This window comes from Acidovorax sp. GW821-FHT10E03 (assembly GCF_059415205.1).
On the sequence record NZ_JBWKMU010000005.1, the window covers coordinates 238,956 to 261,518 of the forward strand.

Annotated in this window: 20 protein-coding genes; 8 read left to right on the forward strand and 12 right to left on the reverse strand. The window is 69.2% G+C overall.

The features are described from left to right. Positions 1-6 precede the first annotated feature (6 nt). The 3 genes from AC07OD_RS10885 to AC07OD_RS10895 form a co-directional block, all read right to left on the reverse strand. Positions 7-501, reverse strand: a complete 495-nt coding sequence (locus tag AC07OD_RS10885; protein ID WP_218296110.1) for an HU family DNA-binding protein — start codon at positions 499-501, stop codon at positions 7-9. A 219-nt stretch (positions 502-720) separates the two neighbouring features. After that, the gene (locus tag AC07OD_RS10890) at positions 721-885 is read right to left on the reverse strand and encodes a hypothetical protein (RefSeq protein WP_218296109.1); all 165 of its coding nucleotides are present in this window, start codon (positions 883-885) and stop codon (positions 721-723) included. Then, positions 854-985, reverse strand: coding sequence for a hypothetical protein (locus AC07OD_RS10895; RefSeq protein WP_255591040.1), 132 nt, complete (start codon positions 983-985; stop codon positions 854-856). The genes AC07OD_RS10890 and AC07OD_RS10895 overlap by 32 nt, the downstream gene beginning before the upstream one ends. Before the next feature lie 189 nt (positions 986-1,174). Here AC07OD_RS10895 and AC07OD_RS10900 point away from each other — a divergent pair, with 189 nt between their 5' ends. Continuing rightward, positions 1,175-2,185 carry a M14 family zinc carboxypeptidase gene (locus AC07OD_RS10900; protein ID WP_369643350.1) on the forward strand — a complete coding sequence of 337 codons (1,011 nt, stop codon included), beginning with the start codon at positions 1,175-1,177 and terminating at the stop codon, positions 2,183-2,185. 12 nt (positions 2,186-2,197) lie between these two features. Then, positions 2,198-2,962, forward strand: a complete 765-nt coding sequence (locus AC07OD_RS10905) for an alpha/beta fold hydrolase (RefSeq protein ID WP_218339721.1) — start codon at positions 2,198-2,200, stop codon at positions 2,960-2,962. A 59-nt stretch (positions 2,963-3,021) separates the two neighbouring features. Here the strand turns inward: AC07OD_RS10905 and AC07OD_RS10910 are convergent, their stop codons facing one another. The 3 genes from AC07OD_RS10910 to AC07OD_RS10920 all read right to left on the reverse strand — a co-directional run bounded on the left by AC07OD_RS10910 (position 3,022) and on the right by AC07OD_RS10920 (position 6,481). Next, positions 3,022-3,771 carry an SGNH/GDSL hydrolase family protein gene (locus AC07OD_RS10910; RefSeq protein WP_494596601.1) on the reverse strand — a complete coding sequence of 250 codons (750 nt, stop codon included), beginning with the start codon at positions 3,769-3,771 and terminating at the stop codon, positions 3,022-3,024. A 137-nt stretch (positions 3,772-3,908) separates the two neighbouring features. Continuing rightward, positions 3,909-5,240, reverse strand: coding sequence for an SPOR domain-containing protein (locus AC07OD_RS10915; protein ID WP_494596603.1), 1,332 nt, complete (start codon positions 5,238-5,240; stop codon positions 3,909-3,911). Positions 5,241-5,449: 209 nt separating this feature from the next. Beyond that, the gene (locus AC07OD_RS10920) at positions 5,450-6,481 is read right to left on the reverse strand and encodes a YcjF family protein (RefSeq protein WP_494596605.1); all 1,032 of its coding nucleotides are present in this window, start codon (positions 6,479-6,481) and stop codon (positions 5,450-5,452) included. A 380-nt stretch (positions 6,482-6,861) separates the two neighbouring features. Here AC07OD_RS10920 and AC07OD_RS10925 point away from each other — a divergent pair, with 380 nt between their 5' ends. The 3 genes from AC07OD_RS10925 to AC07OD_RS10935 all read left to right on the forward strand — a co-directional run bounded on the left by AC07OD_RS10925 (position 6,862) and on the right by AC07OD_RS10935 (position 10,043). After that, on the forward strand, positions 6,862-8,379 hold the full coding sequence (locus AC07OD_RS10925) for an AMP-binding protein (protein ID WP_494596607.1): 1,518 nt from the start codon (positions 6,862-6,864) through the stop codon (positions 8,377-8,379). A 235-nt stretch (positions 8,380-8,614) separates the two neighbouring features. Then, entirely contained in the window at positions 8,615-9,097 is a 483-nt protein-coding gene (locus AC07OD_RS10930) for a GreA/GreB family elongation factor (RefSeq protein WP_369643345.1), read from the forward strand. A gap of 286 nt (positions 9,098-9,383) precedes the next feature. Next, positions 9,384-10,043 (forward strand): DsbA family oxidoreductase, encoded by a 660-nt coding sequence (locus AC07OD_RS10935; protein WP_218339713.1) that lies wholly within the window; start codon positions 9,384-9,386, stop codon positions 10,041-10,043. A 142-nt stretch (positions 10,044-10,185) separates the two neighbouring features. Here AC07OD_RS10935 and AC07OD_RS10940 read toward each other — a convergent pair whose 3' ends face one another. The 3 genes from AC07OD_RS10940 to AC07OD_RS10950 all read right to left on the reverse strand — a co-directional run bounded on the left by AC07OD_RS10940 (position 10,186) and on the right by AC07OD_RS10950 (position 15,557). Then, positions 10,186-10,653, reverse strand: coding sequence for a CreA family protein (locus AC07OD_RS10940; RefSeq protein ID WP_255594789.1), 468 nt, complete (start codon positions 10,651-10,653; stop codon positions 10,186-10,188). Positions 10,654-10,700: 47 nt separating this feature from the next. Beyond that, positions 10,701-13,277 (reverse strand): cyanophycin synthetase, encoded by a 2,577-nt coding sequence (gene cphA / locus AC07OD_RS10945; protein ID WP_218296100.1) that lies wholly within the window; start codon positions 13,275-13,277, stop codon positions 10,701-10,703. Positions 13,278-13,352: 75 nt separating this feature from the next. Next, complete coding sequence (locus AC07OD_RS10950; protein WP_369643343.1) at positions 13,353-15,557, reverse strand: cyanophycin synthetase; 2,205 nt, start codon at positions 15,555-15,557, stop codon at positions 13,353-13,355. Positions 15,558-15,786: 229 nt separating this feature from the next. On the opposite strand from AC07OD_RS10950, the gene AC07OD_RS10955 reads away from it, so the two are divergent. The 3 genes from AC07OD_RS10955 to AC07OD_RS10965 all read left to right on the forward strand — a co-directional run bounded on the left by AC07OD_RS10955 (position 15,787) and on the right by AC07OD_RS10965 (position 19,378). Beyond that, positions 15,787-18,093, forward strand: coding sequence for a cyanophycin metabolism-associated ABC transporter (locus AC07OD_RS10955; protein ID WP_218296098.1), 2,307 nt, complete (start codon positions 15,787-15,789; stop codon positions 18,091-18,093). A gap of 20 nt (positions 18,094-18,113) precedes the next feature. Further along, complete coding sequence (locus tag AC07OD_RS10960; protein WP_494596611.1) at positions 18,114-18,611, forward strand: cyanophycin metabolism-associated DUF1854 family protein; 498 nt, start codon at positions 18,114-18,116, stop codon at positions 18,609-18,611. A gap of 335 nt (positions 18,612-18,946) precedes the next feature. Continuing rightward, a complete protein-coding gene (locus tag AC07OD_RS10965; RefSeq protein ID WP_218296096.1) occupies positions 18,947-19,378 on the forward strand; it encodes a hypothetical protein in 432 nt (143 codons plus the stop codon). Between the two features lie 301 nt (positions 19,379-19,679). Here the strand turns inward: AC07OD_RS10965 and AC07OD_RS10970 are convergent, their stop codons facing one another. The 3 genes from AC07OD_RS10970 to gspF form a co-directional block, all read right to left on the reverse strand. Continuing rightward, positions 19,680-20,069 (reverse strand): EF-hand domain-containing protein, encoded by a 390-nt coding sequence (locus AC07OD_RS10970; RefSeq protein WP_255591038.1) that lies wholly within the window; start codon positions 20,067-20,069, stop codon positions 19,680-19,682. 154 nt (positions 20,070-20,223) lie between these two features. Further along, positions 20,224-21,156 carry a 5'-nucleotidase gene (locus AC07OD_RS10975; protein ID WP_494596613.1) on the reverse strand — a complete coding sequence of 311 codons (933 nt, stop codon included), beginning with the start codon at positions 21,154-21,156 and terminating at the stop codon, positions 20,224-20,226. Positions 21,157-21,160: 4 nt separating this feature from the next. Further along, positions 21,161-22,393 (reverse strand): type II secretion system inner membrane protein GspF, encoded by a 1,233-nt coding sequence (gene gspF / locus AC07OD_RS10980; protein WP_218296094.1) that lies wholly within the window; start codon positions 22,391-22,393, stop codon positions 21,161-21,163. Positions 22,394-22,563: the final 170 nt, after the last annotated feature.

Below are 22,563 nucleotides of genomic sequence, written 5' to 3' on the forward strand. Positions count from 1 at the left end.
GATTTATCAGGCCGTTGCGTCCTTGAGCTTCTTCAGTGCGCGGGTCTTGATCTTCACCGCGGCGGGCTTGGCGGGGAACCAGCGCTCTTCACCGGTGAAAGGGTCCTTGCCGAAGCGCTTCTTCTTGGCGGGAATCTGCTGCAGGCCGATCTTCATGAGGCCGGGCAGCGTGAATTCGCCGGAACCCTTCTTGTGCACGGAGCCCAGGATGGTCGCTTCCAGCGCGGCCAGCACGGCCTTGGTGGCCTTGGGTTCCACGCCAGCCTGCTCGGCCAGGTGGGCGATCAGCGTGGTCTTGTTGAAGGCCGTCTTGATCGGCTTGATGCCCACGGCGACCGGCTTGGCCACGGGGGCGGCGGCCTTCTTCGCTGCTGGAGCGGCGGCTTTCTTCGCGGGTGCCGCTGCCTTCTTGGCGGCGGGTGCTGCCTTCTTCGCAGCAGCTGGAGCTGCCGCCTTGACGGTCTTCTTTGCGGGCGCTGGGGTTTTCTTTGCAGTTGCCATGATGATGATTCTTCTTTGCTTCAGAGTTGCAGTGTGCCTCCCCCCATTGAAGGGAAGGTGCGCAATTTTAGGTGCGACTGCGGCACACCCCGCAAATGTGAAGACCCGCCTGCGCCAGAGGCTTCTGAAACAGCGGGTGAAAGGCATGCCCGAAGCGGTGCCAGTGGGGCCGGCCGCATGCCCGCCGCCGCCGCGTGCGGGCGCTGCCGCGGGCCGCCGTCAACGGTGTGCCGGCGTCTGGTGGCGCTGGCGCCACTGGTGGTAGCGCTGGCGCTGGAGCGCCAGCAGCTCCACCAGGCCCCAGGCCAGCGCGCAGCCGAGGGTGCCGCACAGCACGGCCAGGCGGCGCACTTCAGTCCTGCGCCGTGGCTGCTGCGTCTTCATGCGCCCATCCATCGGTGCGGGGCAGGTCGAAGCTCGGCCAGCCGGGGGCATCGAAGAGTTCATCCAGCAGCCGCTGCAGTCCGAGCCATCTCCAGAGCATGATCGTGTGCCTCTTTGAACAGGTTGTCTGCGGGCAAGTTAACGCGCTTGTGTGACAGTTCCGCGTCGTTTCGCTGAATTCATACAGGGCGCGCGATGGCGTTGCCGGTGCCTGCGGGCCGGGCATATGCTCGCTCTTCGTTGCACTGTCGCCCTGTCGCCCGGTTTCGCGCCACCCTTGCCACCCACCATGAACACGCTGCCCGAGTTGCTGGCGCTCGAAAAGATCATCGAACTCGGTGCGTCCCACTTGCAGGTGCGGGTGGTGCGGCAGGTGCAGACGGCCTCGGGCCACTGCTTTCCGATCCATGCCATTGGCCTGGGCAATCCGGCGCCGGACGTTCCGGCGGTCGGGTTCTTCGGTGGCGTGCATGGCCTGGAGCGCATCGGCGCCGAGGTGGTCCTGGCCTACCTGCAGAACGTGGTGATGCGGCTGCAGTGGGACACCACGCTGCACCGCCAGCTCGAGCACATGCGCATGGTCTTCATGCCCATCGTCAATCCGGGCGGCATGTGGGCCGCCACGCGCGCCAATCCGCGCGGCGTGGACCTGATGCGCAACGCGCCGGTGGACGCCACCGACCGGGTACCGCCGTGGATCGGCGGGCAGCGGGTGAGCGCGGGGCTTCCCTGGTACCGGGGGCGCGCGGGCGATGCCATGGAGCCGGAAAGCCAGGCCCTGTGCGAGGTGGCGTCCGAGGAGCTGCTGGCGCGGCCTTTCAGCATCGCCATCGACTGCCATTCGGGATTTGGCGCCCGGGACCGCCTGTGGTTCCCATTTGCCCACACGCGCAAGCCCATCCCGCACCTGGCCGAGTTGCACGCGCTGCAGGAGATCTTCCTGCAGGCCCACAGCCACCACCCGTACGTCATCGAGCCGCAGAGCGCGCAGTACCTGGCGCACGGCGACCTGTGGGACCACCTGTACCTGCAGGCCTGCCGCGACGTGCCCGCGCACACGTTCCTGCCGCTGACGCTGGAGATGGGCTCCTGGCTGTGGATCAAGAAGAACCCGCGCCAGCTGTTCTCGCGCAACGGCATCTTCAACCCGCTCATCGACCACCGGCAGCAGCGCGTGCTGCGGCGCCATCTGTCGCTGCTCGATTTCCTGGCCCGCGCGGCCTGCAGCCACGGGCGCTGGGTGCCCGCACCGGGGCAGCGCGCGCAGCGCAGGGCGGACGCCCTGGCCGCGTGGTACTGAAGGCCTGCGCCCATGCGCCAGTGGATCTTGCTCAGGGGCCTGGCGCGGGAGTCCGCCCACTGGGGGGACTTCCTGGCGGATTTCGAGCGAGCCTTGCCCCGGGACCGGGTGCTGCCGCTCGACCTGCCCGGCAACGGCCAGCTCCACCGCCAGCCTTCGCCGCTGTCGGTGCCCGCCATGGTGCGGGCATGCCGCGAGGCGCTGGCCGGGCGCGGCATCGCGCCGCCCTACCACCTGCTGGCCGTGTCGCTGGGAGCCATGGTGGCGACCGAATGGGCGCGGGTGGCCCCCGCGGAGGTGGCGGGCTGCGTGCTGATCAACACGAGCTTTCGCCCTTTCAGCCCCTTCTATCACCGCCTGCGGCCGCGCAACTACGCGGCGCTGCTGCGCCTGGCGCTGTGGGGCGGCGCGCCGCAACAGATCGAGCAGGTGGTCTTGCGCCTGACCAGCAACAGCGCGCCTGAGCGCCAGCAGGTGGTGCGGGACTGGGCCGCCGTGCGCGCGCGCCGCCCGGTGCGGGCCGCCAATGCGCTGCGCCAGCTGGTGGCGGCGGCCCGCTACCGTGCGCCCCGGGTGGGGCCCGTGGCGCGCATCCTGTTGCTGGCGAGCCACGGGGACGGCCTGGTGCGCAGCCAGTGCTCGCAGGCCGTGGCCAGCGCGTGGCGGGTGCCCGTGGTGCTGCACCCCCGCGCAGGGCACGATCTGCCGCTGGACGATCCGCGCTGGGTCATCCGGCAGGTCCAGGACTGGCTGGCGGAAATCGACGGGGCGCGCTGACGCGGGCCGCCCCGGCGGGCGCGGCCTGCATCCGGTGCGCGCGGCGCCCGCGCGTGCCGTCAGGGCGCGGGCAGTCCGCCCTGGGCCACCAGCGCGCGGTACCACTCCTGGTACCCCGCGCTGCTGGGGTGCAGTCCGTCGGCGGCATTCAAGGTGTCCCGCCGGGACACGAAGGGGTCCTGGTCCCGGGGCCTGAGCAGGCGCACGTAGTGCGCGCCGTGGTCCGCGGCGGCGTCCTGCGCCAGGGCGTGCAGGCGCTTCGAACGGCGCGACATGACCCAGGACAGTGGCGGCGCGAAGAACGGTGCATGGCCCACGTCGCCGCAGGGCATGAGCACCACGCGGCGCCCTTTCTGCAGGGCCAGCGACATGGTCCTTTGCAGCTCGGCGCGCAGCGTGTCCGCGGGCGTGAAGCGGATCACGTCGTTCCCACCCGCGAGCACGAGCACCATGTCGTAGCCACCGTCCGCGCGCTCCAGCTGCGCGGCCACGTCGGCAAACCGTGCGCCATTGGCCGCCAGGTTGTCGATGCGCCACCGCGGGTGCTGCTGGCCGATCAGGCCCGGCAGGCTTTGCGCGGGCGTGCTGGCCCCGGTGCCGACGGCGGTGCTGTCGCCCACGACCAGCAGGCGTTTGTCCGGCTGGGCGGGGTGTGCGGTGAAGGGCCGCGCGCCACGGGCCAGCTCCGCCACCGTCCAGATGCGCCATGGCGCACAGGCGGTGGCCAGCAACGCGCCCGCGGCCACGGCCGCGATGGTGGCCAGGCGGCGCGTGGAGAGATGCAGGGCAGGGCGGAGCGTGCGGTTCATGGCGGCGGCGGTGTGGTGCATGCAGCCTACCGGTGCGCCTGGGTTGCGGGCGTCGGCGCCAGCGTGCCCGGTGCGTAGGACGGCGCGCCCGGCGCCGGGGTGGGCCGCTGCGCGCGGGCCCGCGCCTATTTATTTGTCTATTGCCTGAAGACCACGGCTTCCAGCGCCATCGCCCGGATCGACCCGGCCGCCGCGTCGGCCTGCGCGCGGCTTTCGTAGGGCCCCACGCGGACACGGATGCGGCGGCCCTTGGCGCTGTTCAGCTCCTGGCGGAAGGCCGGCAGCCCTTCGTTGAGCAGCCGGGCCTGGGCCTTGCGGGCGTTGGCTTCGTCGGCAAAGAGCCCCACGTTGATGTAGTAGCCCGCCGCGGTGCCCACGGTGGGCTGGGTGGTGGAGGCCGCTGGAGCAGCGGCTGGGGCGGGTGGTGCCTTGGCCGCCTTGGAAGGCTTCGCGGTGGAGGCCGCGCGGCTTGCTGGCTCGGCGGCGGGCGCCGGTGTGCTGGCCGCGCCGGGTGCTGCCTTGGCCGGGGATTTGGAGGTGGCCTTGGTGGCCGGCGAGGAGACTGGCGCGCTGGCGGCCGGCGGCGCCGTGGGGGCCGTGGGTACGGAAGGGCTCGCGGTGGCGGGCGCTGCCTGGGTGGCCGGTGGCGGGGTTTTGCCTGCCGGCGCGGCCGCTGGTGCCCCGGGCGGTGCCGCCGCCGTGGACGCGGCGGCGGAGGTGCTCGGCATGGGGGCCGAGGCAGCGGGCGTGGATGCAGGTACCGGTGCCGGTGCGGGGGCGGGCGCTGGTGCTGGTGCTGGTGCTGGTGCAGAAGACGCCGCCGCGCCGGGCCTGGACGCGGCTGTCGCGGTGGCCTGGGCGACGGTCACCGCCGGTTCCAGTGCCAGGGGCCTGGTGGCCGAAGGGGCCCAGGCCAGGTAGGCCAGCGCCGCCGCGGCCGCCAGCACCAGGTTGGCCAGCACCAGCGCCTGCAGCCGCTTGCGCGAGCTGGCCTGCTTCTCCAGCAGCGCGCTGGCCTCGGGCAGGGTGCGGGAGGCGGCCAGCGCGCGCGCCACCCGCTTGCGGATGTCGGCATACAGGATGGCGTTGCCATACAGGCCGGGCACCGCGAAGGCCAGGACGGCGAAGGCGCCCAGCACCCCCAGTTCCACGCCCGGCGGCCACTGCAGGAAGGAGCGGCCGACGCCGAACACGATCAGCGCCAGCCCCTCGGCGGCCGCCACGTAGACCAGCGCGGCGCTCCACAACTGGCGAAACAGCATCCAGTTGAGCGTGGCCAGGCACGCGGCCCAGTTCCAGGTGGTGGTGGTGCGGCCGGTGTTGTCAAAGCGCTCGAAGACGGCCAGGTAGTACGCGGTGTTCACGGGCCCCAGCGCCAGCCGGGAGAGCGCCGTCATGGCGTTGTCGGACGGTGAATCGAGCGACATGGCCGGGATGATGGAGGCGACAGGATCCGTGTGGTCGAGCATGGGCCGATTCTGTCATGGGCCGGTGTTGGCGCCACAGGGCCTGTGCGCGCGCGTGGCGCGGCTGCAGCGCCGTCGGGCCCGCGCCGCGCGCCGGCGCCCCTGCGCGCATGCGGCGGGCCCCGGGATCGGGCCTTGAATGAGCCGCTAGCGCTTGCCTGTCAAGCGCTGAATGCTATTAAAAATATAGCAATCTTGCCGGGCCCCGTGGGTCAGGCGCCGCGCACCATGGCCATGATCTTGCCCACATCCAGCGTGGCGGCCTTCTGCTGGATCTGCGGCAGGTACTGCGACTGCATCTGTTTGGCCGGGCCCAGCAGATTCTGAAAGCTGTCGCGCAGCATGGCGGTGCTCATCACCCGGCCGCCCGCGTAGTAGCGCTTGGCCACCTGGCCCAGCGCATACGTGGTGGCAAACGAAAACGCCATGCCGGTGGCCGCGCTGCCTACGCCTCCAATGGTGCGGCCCGCCACCTTGCCCAGCAGGCCGCCGAGCAGCTTGCGGCCAAACTGCTCCAGGTACTGCGACGTCATGCCCACGCCCGCCGCGGCGATGAACTCCTTGATGTGGCCCTGGTCCAGCTCCACGCCATGCGCCTTGCCGATGCCGTAGACCATCTTCACCTGCATCGGGATGATGGCCATCGACGCCCACGACTGCGGCAGCAGCTCCAGAGCGCCGTTGAGCATCGCGTAGTTCAGGATGGACTTGTCCAGCTCGGCATCGCCCGGGCCTGCGGGTGCGGGCACCGGCACGGATGCAGACGACGAAGAAGAAGGCGCCGACGCGGCGGCTGCATAGGCCGCAGCACCGGTGGCAGCACCCGCCACCCCCCAGGGCACGGCCGAGGGTGGCGCCTTCTCGGCCGCGTCCACCAGCGCATCGGCCTCGTGCTCGAAGGCGGCGGTCTGCTGCGCGCCCAGCTGCAGCGCGGACTTGAGCGTGGCCAGGAACTGCGCCTCCGCCGGCGTCTGCCGGCCGTCCACGTCGCACACGCACACCGCCATCTCGTAGGCCAGCTGGCGGTGGCCGGGGTCGGTCAGCGCGGCGGCTGCGGCCTGCACCGTGGTGCGCTTGAGCAGCACGTCCTGGTAAATGCGCGGCAGGTCGGCCATGCCGCTGTCGCCCGCCAGCGACTGGGCGATGCGGCGGATCTCTTCACGCTCGGCGTCGTCCTTGGTGCCGTCCGCAAACGCGGCCAGCAAGGCGATGGTGAGAATGGATTTTTGCTGTTCTGGAGTCATGCGGTGCGGGCCTGCAAGGCCATGAAATGGAGGGGGCTGTCACGCTGCCCGTGCCAGAAGGCGGTGGGGCGGCGTGCGGAGTCAGGTGCAGTCTAGGGTGCGCGCTTTCAACGCCACGGCTTGTGGGGAATTGCGGGCATCTGGTAACCAGGTGCATCGCGGCGCCGGCTGCCAGCCCTGCGGCCCACCCGGGTTTCCCCTTGCGTAGTGGAGCGACTGTGCGCCCGGGCCTCTCTTGCGTACAGTGGCTGTCTCATGGCAAGGAGGCAAGGCATGCGGCAAGCGGCGACGACCAGCAGGGCAAGCAATACAAACAGTACGGGCAGTACGGGCAGTACCAGCAGGGCAGGCACCGCCATCCCCGGCGCGCGGGGCGTCCGATGAACATCGCCCACCTGCTGCGCCGCAGCGCGCAACTGCATGCCCACCAGCCCGCCGTGCTGCACGGCGACCGTGTGCTCTTCGACTACCAAACGCTGGGCGCACGCACCGCCGCGCTGGCCGCCAGCCTGCGTACACGCTACGGCGTGTTGCCCGGCGACCGCGTGGCCATCTACGCCGCCAATGCGCCCGAGTACCTGGAGGCGCTGCACGCCATCGTGTGGGCCGGCGCCGTGTCCGTGCCCGTCAACTACAAGCTGCACGCCAAGGAGCTGGCCTACGTGCTGGCCGACTCCGGTGCGCGCGTGGCGCTGGTGTCCGAGGCCCTGCACCCCGCCGCGCGCGAGGCGGGCGCAGACCCCGCAGCCACCCTGGTGCTGGGCTGCGCCGCCTACGATACCGCCGTGCAGCACGATGCGCCCATGCACGTGCACGACCGCGCCCCGGAGGACATCGCATCGCTGTTCTACACATCCGGCACCACCGGCCGGCCCAAGGGCGTGATGCAGACGCACCGCAACCTGCTGGCCATGACGGCCTGCTACTTCACCGACGTGGACGACGTGCTGCCCGGCGACGCCATGGTCTACGCCGCGCCCATGTCGCACGGCGCGGGTTTGTACAACTACGCCCAGGTGCTGCGCGGCGGGCGGCACGTGGTGCCGGTGTCCGGCGGCTTCGACCCCGCCGAGCTGGTGCAGCTGGCCGCATCGGTGGGCCAGCTCACCCTGTTTGCCGCGCCCACCATGGTGCACCGCCTGGTGGACCACGTGCGCGCCGCGGGTGCCGACGTGTCGGGCTTCAAAACGATCATCTACGGCGGCGGCCCCATGTATGCCGACGATCTGCGCGCCGCCATGGCCGTGATGGGCGACGATCGCTTCGTGCAGATCTACGGCCAGGGGGAAAGCCCCATGACCATCACCGCGCTGTCACGCGCGCACCTGGCCGACACCACCCACCTCCGCTGGGCCGACCGCATGGCCTCGGTCGGCGTGGCGCAGTCGCTGGTGGAGGTGCGCGTGGCCGACGCCCAAGGCCAGCCCCTGCCCACGGGCGAGACCGGCGAGGTGCTGGTGCGCGGCGACACCGTCATGCCCGGCTACTGGAACAACCCCGACGCCACCGCGCGCACGCTGCAGGGCGGCTGGCTGCACACCGGCGACCTGGGCGTGCTGGATGCCGATGGCTTCCTGACCCTGAAGGACCGGTCGAAGGACGTGATCATCTCCGGCGGCAGCAACATCTACCCGCGCGAGGTGGAAGAGGTTTTGCTGCTGCACCCCCAGGTCCGCGAGGTGGCCGTGGTGGGCCAGCACGATGCCGAGTGGGGCGAGGTGGTGGTGGCGTATCTTGTGGCGGGCGAGGGCGGGCCGGTGGGGGATGCGGTGCTGGATGCGCTGTGCGGAGAGCACATTGCGCGGTTCAAGCGGCCGAAGGTGTATCGGTGGGTGGAGGGGTTGCCCAAGAATAGTTATGGGAAGGTGTTGAAGACGGAGTTGAGGGGACGCGCCTAGAGATCGCTCGGCTTTGGCGGGCCGCAGCTTCAGGCGGGTTGCGGGCATGCGCCCCACTTTCGCGAATGGGTACCATCGGCCAGCTCCTGCCGTTCGATGCACCGAAATGGACGACAGGACAGTGCCCAGGGCTGAAGTCAACCCGCAGCCAACAGAAGCGTCCAAGGCTGGTGGAGCCCGGAGCCCTTCGCAATCAAGACCCACCCCCGCTTGTTCGAGATGCCGACCCTTCATCATGGATAAATTCTTGCTGCGGCAGCAGGTGCTGGAACGGCTCGCCGAAGACCTGCTGCAAGCCGAACAGGCAGTGCGTGCGGCCCATGAAACGGCGACCCACGAAGAAAACATCGCCGAAAACAAATACGACACATTGGGACTCGAAGCCGCCTACCTGGCCACCGGCCAAGCCCGGCGCGCCGAAGCCATCCGCCAGGCGATGGCCAATTGGCGCCAATTCCGCCCGCGACCCTACGACGCCAGCAAAGGTATACAGCTCGGCGCACTGGTTTGCCTGGTCGATTCCGACGACAAGCGGCAGCAGCTCTTTCTCGGTCCGGATGGGGGCAGCATGAAGCTGGTCAACGGCGCCCAGCCCGTTCAGGTCATCAGCAGCGAAGCCCCACTGGGCAGGGCCATGCTGGGCAAATGCGAGGGGGATGAGGTGTCGATACAGGTCGCTCCAATCCGACAGCAGTTTGAGGTGCTGCGGGTTCAATAGGCCGCATGCAGGTTCACGCTGGATTGGCCCGGGTCAGCGGACGTTCAGGCATGGTGAACGTACCGGCTGGATGGCAGGGCCTGCAGCCCTTTGCAACCGGCCGCTGGGTCCGAGAAGTCACTGGCGCATGCATGACCGCCGCGTGACCTGGACCGTGAGCTCAGGGGGCCGACATCACTGATCGCTTCGCAGTCGGCGGCGCTGACCTGCTCAGTAAACCCCCTCCCACCACGGTTATCCCACCCCGCCTACCATCCCGTCCTTCTTCCCTTCCCAAGGCCCTCCCATGCCCAACCCCACCACCCTCAAGATCGATTTCGTCTCCGATGTCTCCTGCCCCTGGTGCATCATCGGCCTGCGGTCGCTGGAGCAGGCGGCGGACCGCCTCAAGGACGAGGTGGCGCTGGACCTGCACTTTCAGCCATTCGAGCTCAACCCGCAGATGGGCCCGGAGGGGCAGGACATCGGCGAGCACCTGCAAGAAAAGTACGGCGCGACGCCCGCGCAGAGCCAGAAGAACCGCGAGGCCATCGCGGCGCGCGGCGCGGAGCTGGGCTTTACCTTCAGCATGGACAAGCGCAGCCGCATCTACAACACCTTCGATGCGCACCGGCTGCTGCACTGGGCCGAAGAGAAGGGCGTGCAGCCCGCGCTGAAGAAGGCGCTGTTCAAGGCCTACTTCACCGACGGGCAGGACCCGAGCAACCACGAGGTGCTGGCGCGTGTGGCGGGCGAGGTGGGGCTGGACGTGGCCGAGGCGCGTGCACTGCTCGCATCTGATCGCTTCACGGACGAGGTGCGCGAGCGGGAGCAGTTGTACCTGCAAAGCGGCATCCATTCGGTGCCGGCGATCATCATCAACGAGCGCCACCTGATCCAGGGCGGCCAGCCGGTGGAGGTGTTCGAGCAGGCGCTGCGGCAGATTGCGGCGCAGCAGGCTGGATGAGGTGATGCTATTGGATTAATAGCTGTTCGCGCTTGCCAGTCAAGCGGTAGAGGCTGTTTTTATCAAAAGAAAAGGGGCTCAAAGCCCCTTTTCTGTTGGTGGTGACGTACGTCCCGCTACGGCGACGGACGGTGACTGCGTGTCACTTGCGCAGCGGGATGGCCGTGGCGCGGTCCACGGGCACGGCGGTCACGCTGTTCTGGGGCGATCCGTCCACCAGCTTTTCTGAATACGTCAGGTACACCAGCGTGTTGCGCGGGGCGTCCACCATGCGCACGATGCGCAGGCGCTTGAACAGGATGGACATGCGTTCGCTGAAGACTTCTTCCTGCTTCTTGAGCGGCTCCGGAAAGCTGATGGGCCCGACCTGGCGGCAGGCGATGGAGGCCTCGGCCCGGTCCTCGGCCAGGCCCAGCGATCCCTTGATGCCGCCGGTGCGCGCGCGCGAGACGTAGCAGGTCACGCCCTGCACGCCGGGGTCGTCGTAGGCCTCCACGATGATGTCGTGGTCGCGGCCCAGCCACTGGAAGGCGGTGTCCACCGTGCCGATCTTCTCGCCCGTGGCCGCCAGCGCCGGCAGCACCACGGCCAGTGCGCACGCCGCCGCCATGGCCCAGCGGCGGGCACGGCGCAGGCTGGTGGCGGTGGATGATTTCGTCACGCCGTGGCCCCGGCGTCGGCGCAGCGCTGTGCCAGATGGGCCAGCGCTTCCTCCACCTGGTCCACCAGCACCAGGCACAGGTCGCCGGGCTGCAGGCGCGCCAGGGCGGCGTCGATGGCGATGAATTCGCCGCGGATCTCTTCCACGTGCGTGGTGCGCGATGCGCCCACCAGGCCTTCGCGCAGCAGGGCCATCACTTCGCCGTCGGCACGGCCGCGCTGCGCGGCGTCCTGGTATAGGATCACGTCGTCGAACGCGGCACCCAGGATCACGGTCTGGTCGCGGATGTCCTCGTCGCGGCGGTCGCCCGCGCCGCTGATGACCACGCTGCGGCGTTTGGCGGGCAGCGCGTCCACGGCACCCACCAGGGCGCGCATGGCGTCGGGGTTGTGGCCGTAGTCGGCGATCACGGTGGCACCCCGGTAGTCCATGATGTTGAAGCGGCCGGGCGCGTTGTCGCTGTCGTTCACGAAGCCCGACAGGCCGCGGCGGATGGTCTGCCAGGGCATGCCCACGCCCCAGGCGGCGGCCACGGAGGCCATGACGTTCTCGACCTGGAAGCCGATCTTGCCGTTGCGCGTGATGGGCACGTCGCGAAGGTGGATGGTCTCGCGCCACGAGCCTTCCGAGGCCACGATGGAGTCGCCGTCCACGTACACGGTGCGGTGGCCCTGCGCGCGGTGCGTGGCCATCACGGGGTGGTGGCGGTCGCTCGCAAAGAAGATGATCTTGCCGGGGCAGGCGGGCGCCATGGCCGCCACGATGGGGTCGGCGGCGTTGAGCACGCCATAGCCCGTGGTGGCCACGTTCTGCACGATCACGCGCTTGAGCACGGCGAGGTCTTCCACCGTGGTGATGTAGTTCAGGCCCAGGTGGTCGCCCGCGCCGATGTTGGTGACCACGGCCACCTGGCAGCGGTCGAAGCCCAGGCCTTCGCGCAGGATGCCGCCGCGCGCCGTCTCGAACACGGCCGCGTCCACCTCGGGGTGCAGCAGCACGTTGCGCGCGCTCTTGGGGCCGCTGCAGTCGCCGCTGTCGATCTGGCGGCCGTTCACGTACACGCCGTCGGTGTTGGTCATGCCCACGCGCAGGCCCTGGGCCGTGAACAGGTGGGCGATCAGGCGCGCCGTGGTGGTCTTGCCATTGGTGCCCGTGACCGCCACGACCGGAATGCGGCCGTCGTCGCCATGGGCGTACAGCTTGTCCACCATGGCCTGGCCCACGTTGCGCGGCTTGCCGTAGCTGGGTGCCAGGTGCATGCGCAGGCCGGGGGCGGCATTCACCTCGACGAAACCGCCGCCCTGTTCTTCGAGCGGGCGCAGCACGGTTTCGGCCACCATGTCGACGCCGCAGATGTGCAGGCCCACCATCTGCGCCGCGGCCACGGCGCGCGCGGCGACCTCGGGGTGCACGTCGTCGGTCACGTCGGTGGCGGTGCCGCCGGTGGACAGGTTGGCGTTGTTGCGCAGGATGACGCGCTGGCCCTTGGGCGGCACCGAGTCGGGCGTCAGGCCCTGCATGGCCAGGCGGGCCACGGCGATGTCATCCAGGCGGATCTTGGTGAGCGAGGTCGCGTGGCCTTCGCCACGGCGCGGGTCCAGGTTGACCTGGTGGACCAGTTCGCGCACCGTGTGCTGGCCGTCGCCCAGCACCTGGGGCGGCTCGCGGCGCGCGGCGGCCACGAGCTGGTCGCCCACCACGAGCAGGCGGAAATCGTGGCCCGGCAGGAAGCGCTCGACCATCACCGTGCCGTATTCGGCCGCGGTGCGGAAGGCTTCCTCGAGCTGCGCGCGGTCGGTGATGTTCACCGTCACGCCCTTGCCCTGGTTGCCGTCCTGCGGCTTCACGACCACGGGCAGGCCCACCTTCTGGGCCACTTCCCAGGCCTCGTCGAGCGTCTCGACCGGCTTGCCCAGCGGCACGGGCACGCCGGCCGCATGCAGCAGGCGCTTGGTCAGGTCCTTGTCCTGGCCGATGGATTCGGCCACGGCGCTGGTCGAGTCGACCTCGGCGGCCTGGATGCGGCGCTGCTTGGAGCCCCAGCCGAACTGCACCAGGCTGCCGCGCGTGAGGCGCCGGTAGGGGATGCCGCGCGCCACGGCCGCATCCACGATGGAGCCGGTGCTCGGGCCCAGGCGCTCGTCTTCGTCGAGCTCGCGCAGCTTGGCGATCACCGCATCGGCATCGAAGCCGCCGTGACCGAGCGCGGCCTGGATGAGCTGCTGGGCGTCTTCGAACGCCTGGCGGCCCACGGCCTCTTCGCTGTACTCGACCACGACCTGGTACACGCCCGCGTCGGTGGTGGCGGTGGTGCGCGCGAAGGTCACGGGGCAGCCGGCCTGGGCCTGCAGGTTCAGCGCGGCCGTCTGCAGCACGTGCGCCAGGGAAATGTCGGTGCTCCCTTCGGCATGAAGGACGCCGATGGCGGGGAACAGGGCCCGCAGCCGCGCTTCGAATCCGGGCATCTGGCCCACGGCGCGTTCGGCTTCGGTGCAGGCAACCACGGCCTCGATGGCCATGTGGCGGCTCCAGAGGTTGGGGCCGCGCAGGGCCCGGGTGCGGGATACATCCATGGGGTCTCTTTCAGTAATCGTTCGGGGCTCGCGGGCCCCGTTCAAGTCGCGGGCGTTCGGTTCTCTACGGGCGGATCAGGAAGGCAGGCCCACTGGCGCCGGCAGGTCGGGCTCGAAGGTCTTGATGCCCGCGCCGATCAGGTCGGGGGCGATGTTGAGCGCCCACGCCGCGCCGATGGCGGCCAGCAGGGCATCGGTGTCCGGCACCACGGCGTTGCGCCCGAAGGTGAGGTCCGACAGCGAGCCCAGCACGTGCTCGGCGCTGCCGGTGGCCAGCACCACGCGGCCGTTCTTCACGATCACGGCGCGGCCGTTGTCCGTGGCGCGGTGCTCCACGATCACGGGCAGCGTGGCGTCCTGGGCGTACAGCACCACGGCGCCATCCGACAGCGGGGCGAGGTCTGCCACCTGGGGGATGGCCGCGTTCAGCACGGCGGCGCCCTCGGCCAGCACCACGTCGACCTGGGTGCGCATCACCTTGGTCATCTGGTCCTGCTCGTGCACGTCGAATTCGGCCAGGGTTTCCACGCCGTCCATGTCGGTCACCACGCCCACCTGGCAGCGGTCGTAGGCGAGGCCGTCGCGCAGGATGGTGCGCGCGTCGCTTTCGATCACGGCGGCCTGCACCATCTGGTTCATGAGCAGGCGGTGGGCGGCTTCCCAGTGGGCGCAGTCCGTGGTCTCGACGCAGCGGCGGTCCAGGAACAGGCCTTCGCGGCAGGCCAGGCCCGTGTGGTGCCCACCCAGGTGCAGCAGCCACGCCACCACGCGTGCGATGGTCGAGGTGCTGCGCGTGCCGGCCACGCCGACCACCGGAATGCGGCCGGCCTGTCCATCGCCGTCCTCGGACGGGAACAGGTGTTCCGCGATCGCCTGCCCCACCGGGCGCGGCGCGCCCACGGCGGGCTTGAGGTGCATCAGCAGGCCCGGGCCCGCATTGACCTCGACAATGGCGCCGCCCTGGGCGTGCAGGGGCTTGGAAATGTCCCTGGCCACCATGTCGATGCCGGCGATGTCGAGGCCCACCACCTTGGCGGCCAGCTGGGCGATGTAGGCCACCTCGGGGTGCACGTCGTCGGTGCAGTCCACGGCCACGTTGCCGTTGCGCTGCACCACCACCTGGCGGCCGGCGGCGGGCACAGAGCTGGCGTCGAGGTCCTGGCGCTTGAGCTCGAGCTGCACCTTGGTGTCGGTCGCCAGGTCGATGATTTCGAGCGGGTACTCTTCCTCATAGCCCCGGCGCGGGTCGGAGTTGAGCTGGGTGTCGATCAGTTCCTTGACGGTGGAGCGCCCGTTGCCGGTGATGCTGACCACCTCGCCGCGCGCCGCGGCCACCACCTTGCCGCCCACCACCAGCAGGCGGTGCTCGTCGCCGGGGATGAAGCTCTCGACCATCACGTCGCTGCCCTCGGGGTAGGCCACGTGGTAGGCCGCCTCGATGTCTTCCTTCTTGCGCAGGTCCAGCGTCACGCCCCGGCCGTGGTTGCCGTCGGAGGGCTTGACCACCACGGGCAGGCCGATGTCCTCGGCCGCTTCCCAGGCTTCCTCGGGGCTGTTGACCACGCGGCCTTCGGGAATGGGCACGCCGCAGGACTTGAGCAGGCTCTTGGTCAGGTCCTTGTCGCTCGCGATGCCCTCGGCGATGGCGCTGGTGAATTCGGTCTCGGCCGTCCAGATGCGGCGCTGGCTGGCGCCATAGCCCAGCTGCACGAGGTTGCCGTCGTTCAGGCGGATGTGCGGGATGCCCCGGTCGGTGGCGGCCGTCACGATGCAGGCGGTGCTGGGGCCCAGGTACTGGTCATCGACCTCGGTGCGCACGCGGGCCACGGCGGCCTGCACGTCAAAGGGCTCGTCGTTGATCGCCGCCATGATCAGGCCATGGCCCTGGGCCAGGGCCATGCGCGCCACCTGCTCGTCGCGGGCGCGGAACACCATGCGGTACACGCCGCGCTGCGAGGTGCTGCGGGTCTGGCCGAAGCCGGTGGGCATGCCCGCCAGGTTCAGCAGCTCGATCACGATGTGCTCCAGCACGTGGCCGCACCAGGTGCCTTCCTGCAGGCGCTGCAGGAACCCGCCGCGCTCGCCCACGCCGCAGTGGTGCTCGATCAGCGCGGGCAGCCAGGCGGTGAGGCGCTCGTTGAAGCCGGGGAGGAGGTTGGAGGGATGGTCCTCCAGTTCCCCCAGGTCCAGCCAGACCTCCAGCACGGGCCGGTAGGTCCAGATATTGGGGCCGCGCAGGTAGTTGATGCGAAGCAGTTGGATATCGTTGAGTTTCGCCATGGATTGCAGCGGGTGTGTTTCCGGCCTTTTGCGGGCCTTGCTGGGAAAAGGTGACTTTGTGGACGATGATTGTGCGCCAGACTGGAGCCGGGATGCGGTGTCAGCCAGATGACTGCCGCACACGTTACAGCGGGACGCCGCCGCGCCGTGGGGCGCAGTATGGGGGAGAATTCGCGCTTTCGCGAGATCGGTCACCGCAGGCTGCCGGGGGCGGAAATACCAACCAAAAATGCAACATCACCATTCTGTGGACGCCTCGGGTGTCTTTTCCGGCCCCGTGGGGGCCGATTTGCGGGCCATGCTCGCTCCCAAAGAGAACGTACTGGCAGCGCTCCAGGTTGACCTGAGCACGGCCCTGCGTTTCGCGGCGGGCTGGGTGGTGGTGACGTCCGAGCGCCTGCTGGCCTGCGATCCGGGTACCACCGCCTGGCGCGGCTGGCCCCTGGGCGACGGCCTGGCCCTGCGCCTGCAGGACCACGGGGGCGTGGGTTCGCTGGAACTGCACGATGCGCGGGCGCGCCTGGCCCTGTGGCGCTTCACCCTGTCACAGCATGCCCAGGCACTGCGCCTGGTGCAGCGTTTCGAGCAGCAAAGCGCGCGGGGCGAGGCGGACGCCGCCGAGGAGGCCGACGAGCCCACCTGTCCCACCTGCCACACGCCGCTGCCCCCCGATACGGAGGAGTGCCCGGCCTGTGCCCGCGCCCAGCCGCCCCAGACCTCCACCTGGGTGCTGCTGCGCCTGTGGCGCTTTGCCCGGCCCTACCGCAAGCAGCTGGCGGCCGGCTTCGGGCTGACGCTGGCCTCCACCGCCGCCACCCTGGTGCCGCCGTACCTCACCATCCCGCTGATGGATGACATCCTCATCCCGTTCCAGAACGGCAAGCAGATCGAACCGGGCCTGGTGCTGCTGTACCTGAGCGGCCTGCTGCTGTCCGCCCTGGCGGCCTGGGGCCTGTCCTGGGCGCGCACCTACATCCTGGCGCTGGTGTCCGAGCGCATCGGCGCCGACCTGCGCACCACCACCTACGAGCACCTGCTGCGCCTGTCGCTCGACTATTTCGGGGGCAAGCGCACCGGTGACCTGATGGCGCGCATCGGCTCGGAGACAGACCGCATCAACGTTTTCCTTTCCTTGCATGCCCTGGATTTCGTGACCGACGTGCTCATGATCATGATGACGGCGGCCATCCTGTTCTCCATCAACCCCTGGCTGGCCCTGGTCACGCTGGTGCCGCTGCCCTTCATCGCCTGGATGATCCACACCGTGCGCGACCGCCTGCGCACCGGCTTCGAGAAGATCGACCGCGTCTGGTCCGAGGTCACCAACGTGCTGGCCGACACCATCCCCGGCATCCGCGTGGTCAAGGCCTTCGCCCAGGAAAAGCGCGAGGCCCAGCGCTTTCGTGATGCCAACCAGCACAACCTGGAGGTCAACGACAAGCTCAACAAGACCTGGTCGCTGTTCACCCCCACGGTGTCGCTGCTCACCGAGATCGGCCTGCTCGTGGTCTGGGCCTTCGGCATCTGGCTGGTCTCGCGCAACCAGATCACGGTGGGCGTGCTCACGGCCTTCATCGCCTACATCGGGCGCTTCTACAGCCGGCTCGACTCCATGAGCCGCATCGTCTCGGTCACGCAGAAGGCGGCGGCCGGCGCCAAGCGCATCTTCGACATCCTGGACCACGTGAGCAACGTGCCCGACCCGGCCCAGCCGGTGAAGGTGGACAAGGTGCAGGGCGCCATCGCCATGCGCAACGTGGGTTTCCGCTACGGTAGCCGCGCGGTCATCAAGGGGCTGGACCTGGATATCCGCCCCGGCGAGATGATCGGCTTGGTGGGCCACAGCGGCTCGGGCAAGAGCACCCTGGTGAACCTGATCAGCCGCTTCTACGACGTGAGCGACGGCTCCATCCAGGTCGATGGCGTGGACATCCGCCGCTTCGCCGTGGCCGACTACCGGCGCCACATCGGCCTGGTGTTGCAGGAGCCCTTCCTTTTCTTCGGCACCATCGCCGAGAACATCGCCTACGGCAAGCCCGAGGCCACGCGCGAGGAGATCGTGGCGGCCGCCCGCGCGGCCCACGCGCACGAGTTCATCCTGCGCCTGCCGCACGGCTACGACTCGCTGGTGGGCGAGCGCGGCCAGGGCCTGTCGGGCGGTGAGCGCCAGCGCATCAGCATCGCGCGTGCGCTGCTGATCGACCCGCGCATCCTGATCCTCGACGAGGCCACCTCGGCCGTGGACACCGAGACCGAGAAGGAAATCCAGAAGGCACTGGACAACCTGGTGCAGGGCCGCACCACCATCGCCATCGCCCACCGCCTGTCCACCCTGCGCAAGGCCGACCGCCTGGTGGTGATGGACCGCGGCGAGGTGGTGGAAGTGGGCCCCCACGACGAACTCATGGAGAAACAGGGCGCCTACTGGCGGCTGTACGAAGCCCAGGCCCGCCGCGCCGAGGAAGACGCGCAGGCCGCCGGCGTCATCATCGACAGCAGCCTGCTGCACCCGGCCCACCCGGCCGGCAATTCGTGACCGCCACCGTGGGAACCGCCATGAACACAACCACCTTCACCCTGGTGTCGCAGCCTGAATTCACCCTGGCCCGCAACCCGCACGGCCGGCTGGTCCTGACCCTGCCCGATGGCACCGTCCACGAAAGCATCACCCCCGTGCGGGCCTTCCCCATTGCCGCGCCGGCGCACGGGCTCTCCTTGATCGGTTCGGATGGCCACGAGCTGCTGTGGATCGACCGGCTCGACCAGCTGGAGGCCACCGCGCGCCAGCTCATCGAAGAAGAGCTGGAAGTGCGCGAGTTTGTGCCCACTATTGAAAAAATCGTTGCCGTGTCGAGCTTTTCGACCCCCAGCACCTGGGATGTGGAGACCGATCGCGGACCCGCCAAGCTGGTGCTCAAGGCCGAGGAAGACATCCGCAGGCTGGGGGGGCGCACCCGGCTGCTGATCGCGGGCGGGGACGGGGTCCAGTTCCGGGTCCAGGACACCACCGCGCTGGACCGGCATTCGCGCCGGCTGCTCGAACGCTTCCTCTGACGCGCCAGCCCCGCCATGCCGGGGCCCTTCCCGCACAGGATCGCCGGTAGCCCATGGTGGGCGTTTCGGGCCCGCCGCTGGCGCCTGCCGGCGGCATTCCACCCCAAAAAGCAACACGCAACCCGCGTGGTTGCCACCGCCTGCGTGTTCAATCCGCGTGCCCGGCCATTCATCAGGCCCTTTGGCGGCCTGAAAATCGCGACAAAGGTAGGTGAAAACCCTTAATTTTAGGCAATCGCTGAAAAAGACCTAAATTTCCCCTTCTTTTTGCCGTAATGAATGTACGAAGAGGCCAAAAGACCCTCTGTCATTCATCTCAACTACGGGCCATTGCCATGCAAATGCCACCTGTCGATCGATCGCCGAGTTGGCGTCCTCAGGGCGCTGATTTGTATTCCACTGGCGCCTCTGGCGCGCCACCGGTGCGTCCCATCAACGCATCCAACCCCGTCGAGTCCATGGACCGGATGGGCGAGGGCGCGATCGTGCGCGAGCCCGACAAGCCGTCGGCGCCCGACGTGGCGAACCGGGACTGGACCGAGGTGAAAAAAAAGGACACCGTGGAAGAACCGCCAGAGCCGCCCAAGGAGCCAATCTACAAGCAGCTGCTGGAGCTCATCCAGTCGATGTGGCGGGCCAGCGGCAGTGCGGTGGAAGTGGCGCAGGACATCAACCGGATGACCTTGCAGGAGCGCCTGGCCCAGCAGGTCAAGAACGAGCCGCTGACGTACTCGGACCCCAAGATCAAGCGCACGGGCGGCCTCTAGCCCGCCGCCGCCTGCGCTGCGTGCTGGGCCGGTGGCACCGGTACCGCGCTGCCCGCAGTGGCTGTTCCTTGCTTCTTTTGCATTTTTTTGGCCGGTGGCGCGCAATGCTGCCGCCCGCAGCCCGTCCCTTGTGCGGATCGGCTTTCCACCCCCAGCGGCGCCTGCGGGGTGATGCTCCTGAAAATATAGCTGAAGGCGCTTATCCAGCAAGCGCAAAACACCTATTTGACCCCGGATCTGGCTGCCCGCGCTGCGCGCTTGCCTGCGGGAGAGGGATGGTCAGCCGTCCACCCGGGCGGGCTCAGGGCTGGCTGCCGGAGGCGGGCTGGCGGGCGGCCTGGGCTGCCTTGTTGCGGTCCCGCTCCGCGCGGTATCTGGCGGCGAAGACGCGAACCTCTTCGTACGACACGTAGCCGTCGCCGTCCGTGTCCGCCTCGTCAAACGCGGCCGCCAGGCGGGGAAAGAGCTTGACCTCGGTGCGGCTGAGCTTGCCGTCGCCGTTGAAGTCCAGCATCTTGAAATCGCGCATGGCCTTGATCTCGCCCTTGGTCTGCCCCGTGCCGGGCTCGGCGGGCGCGCTCGCCGCAGGCTCTGGCGGCGGTGCGGCAGGGGCCTGGGCCAGCGCGGCGGAGCCCATGGTGGCCAGCACGGCGCCCATCAGGCAGGCGGCCAGGGAAATTCTCTTGCGCAACACATCTTCCTTCAGTGGGGTTCGGGGGACGATGTTGGCACAGTTGGTGGGCCGCCGGCGGATTGCAACCGGGGCTTTGCAGGCTTTCACCCGGCGTTGCAGGACTTTGCAGAACTTTTCGCGGCAAGAGCCCGGACCATCGCCACCCCCTGCCTCAGCCGCCCCCGGCACGCAGGGGGTTGGAGATGCCGCTGTTCACATGTCCCGCGGGCACATGGCGCGCTGCCGACGTCACATGGCCCGTCTGGTCGTCGAAGAAGAAGTCCGGCTCGAACTCGCGCAGGAACTCGCCCTTGGGCAGGCCGCCCAGGAACATGGCTTCGTCCACGTCGATGTTCCAGTCCATCAGCGTGCGGATCGCGCGTTCGTGCGCGGGTGCGCTGCGCGCCGTGACCAGGGCCGTGCGGATGCGCATGCCGGTGGCGCCGCCGAATTCTCCGGCGGATTGCAGCCGGTGCAGCGCCGCGAGCAGGGGCTTGAAGGGGCCGTCGGGCAGGGGCAGGGCCGCCTTGTCGGTCTCGTGCTGCTGGAACGCGGCCAGGCCCTCGGCCTGGTACACCCGCTCGGCCTCGTCGGAGAACAGCACGGCGTCGCCGTCAAAGGCAATGCGCACTTCCTGCGGGTTCGCGTCGCCGGCCCGCACCGACTCGGTGACCACCCGCGCGGCGGGGTAGCCCAGGTGCAGGGCCTCGCGCACATCGGCCTCATTCGCCGACAGGAACAGGTGCGCGCCCAGGGGACGCAGATAGCGAAACGGGTCCCGCCCCTGGGTGAACACGCCGCGCTGGATGGTCGGCAGGCCATGGGCGTTGCAGGAGCGGAACACGCGCATGCCACTGACCGGGTCATTGCGCGAGAGCAGCACCACCTCCACCCGCTGGTGCTCCGAGGTGTTGAAGGCGAGCAGTTTGCGCACCAGCGAGAACGCCACGCCAGGTGCGGCGGGCACGTCCAGGCGCTGGCGCTGCAGCTCCACGTAGGCGCGGTCATCGCTCTCGTGTTCGAAGACGCGGTTTTCTTCCTCGAAGTTGAACAGCGCGCGCGAGGAGATCGCCACCACCAGCTTGTCGTCCAGGGTCACGGCCATAAAGTCACTTCACAAACTGATTCAGCTGGATGATGGGCAGCAACACGGCCAGCACGATCAGCATCACGATCATGCCCATGCCGACGATGAGCAAAGGCTCCAGGATGGTGGCCAGCGCCATCGCGCGGCGCTGCACCTCGGTGGAAAGCTGCCGTGCGGCGCGCTGCAGCATCACCGGCAACTGCCCGGTCTGCTCGCCCAGGCGCGCGAACATCGACAGCAGGCCGGGAAAACGCTTTTTCTGCGCCAGCGCCGAGGCCAGGGGCGCGCCTTCGCGCACCAGCACCAGCGCGTCCAGCGCGTCGGCGCGCAGCGCGCGGTTGTTCAGGGTTTCGGCGGCGGCCTGCAGGGCTTTCAGGATGGGCACGCCCGCGCCCGCCAGCATGGCCAGCGTGCCGGCAAAACGCGCCGCGTTGTAGCCGCGCGCCAGCTTGCCCACGAGGGGCAGGTTGAGCCAGGCGGCATCGAATTTTTCACGGATATGCCCAATGGTCAGTGCCCAGCGTGCGCCAAAAACCATCAAGACAAAAGCAATCAGCACCATCAAGCCATAGCTGCGCACAAAAGCGCTGATGCCCAGCATGGCCACCGTGAGGAACGGCAGCGCCCGCTTGGTGCCCGCGAACACGCTGGCCACCTGGGGCACCACGTAGCCGACGAGGAAGAGCACGATCACGATGGCCACGATGGTCACGATGGCCGGGTAAAGCGCAGCGCCCACCAGCTTGGCCTTGAGCGCCTGGCGCTCTTCCAGGTCGTCGGCCAGGCGCTCCAGCACCAGGCCCAGGTTGCCGCTGTGTTCGCCCGCGCCGATCACGGCGCAGTAGATGTCCGAGAACTCGCGCGGGTGCTGCGACAGCGCGCGGGCGAACGTGGCGCCGGCATTCACCTCGGCGCGCAGCGCGGCCACCAGGTGGCGCTGGCGCTCGTCATCGGCCTCTTCCGACAAGGCGGTGAGGGCGCGTTCGAGCGGCAGCCCGGACGACACCAGCCCGGCGATCTGGCGCGTCCAGATGGCCAGCGCGGTGGCACCGAACACCGGCCGGGTGAACAGCCGCTGGCCGAGGCTGGCGGCGCTCCCGTCCAGCGACTGTCCGGTCTGCACCAGTTCCACGGCCAGCGGCACCAGGGCCTGGGCCCGCAGCAGGCTGCGCGCCGCCTTGGCGGTGTCGGCCTCCATGAGGCCCTTGCGGGTCTGGCCCTGGGCGTCCAGGGCTTCAAAGGAAAAAGCGGGCATGCGGGCGTGGGCGGTAAGGCGTGGGCGTCAGGAAATCACACAACGGTGGGTGGAGGCAGAAATGCCCTGCAGTCCGAGATGGTAGCCGCTACCCGAGGCCACTTGCCGCGCCGTGGGTCCCGCTGTCGGAGGCGTGATCCAGGTCAAGGCGCCGGCACCCCGGGCGCGCA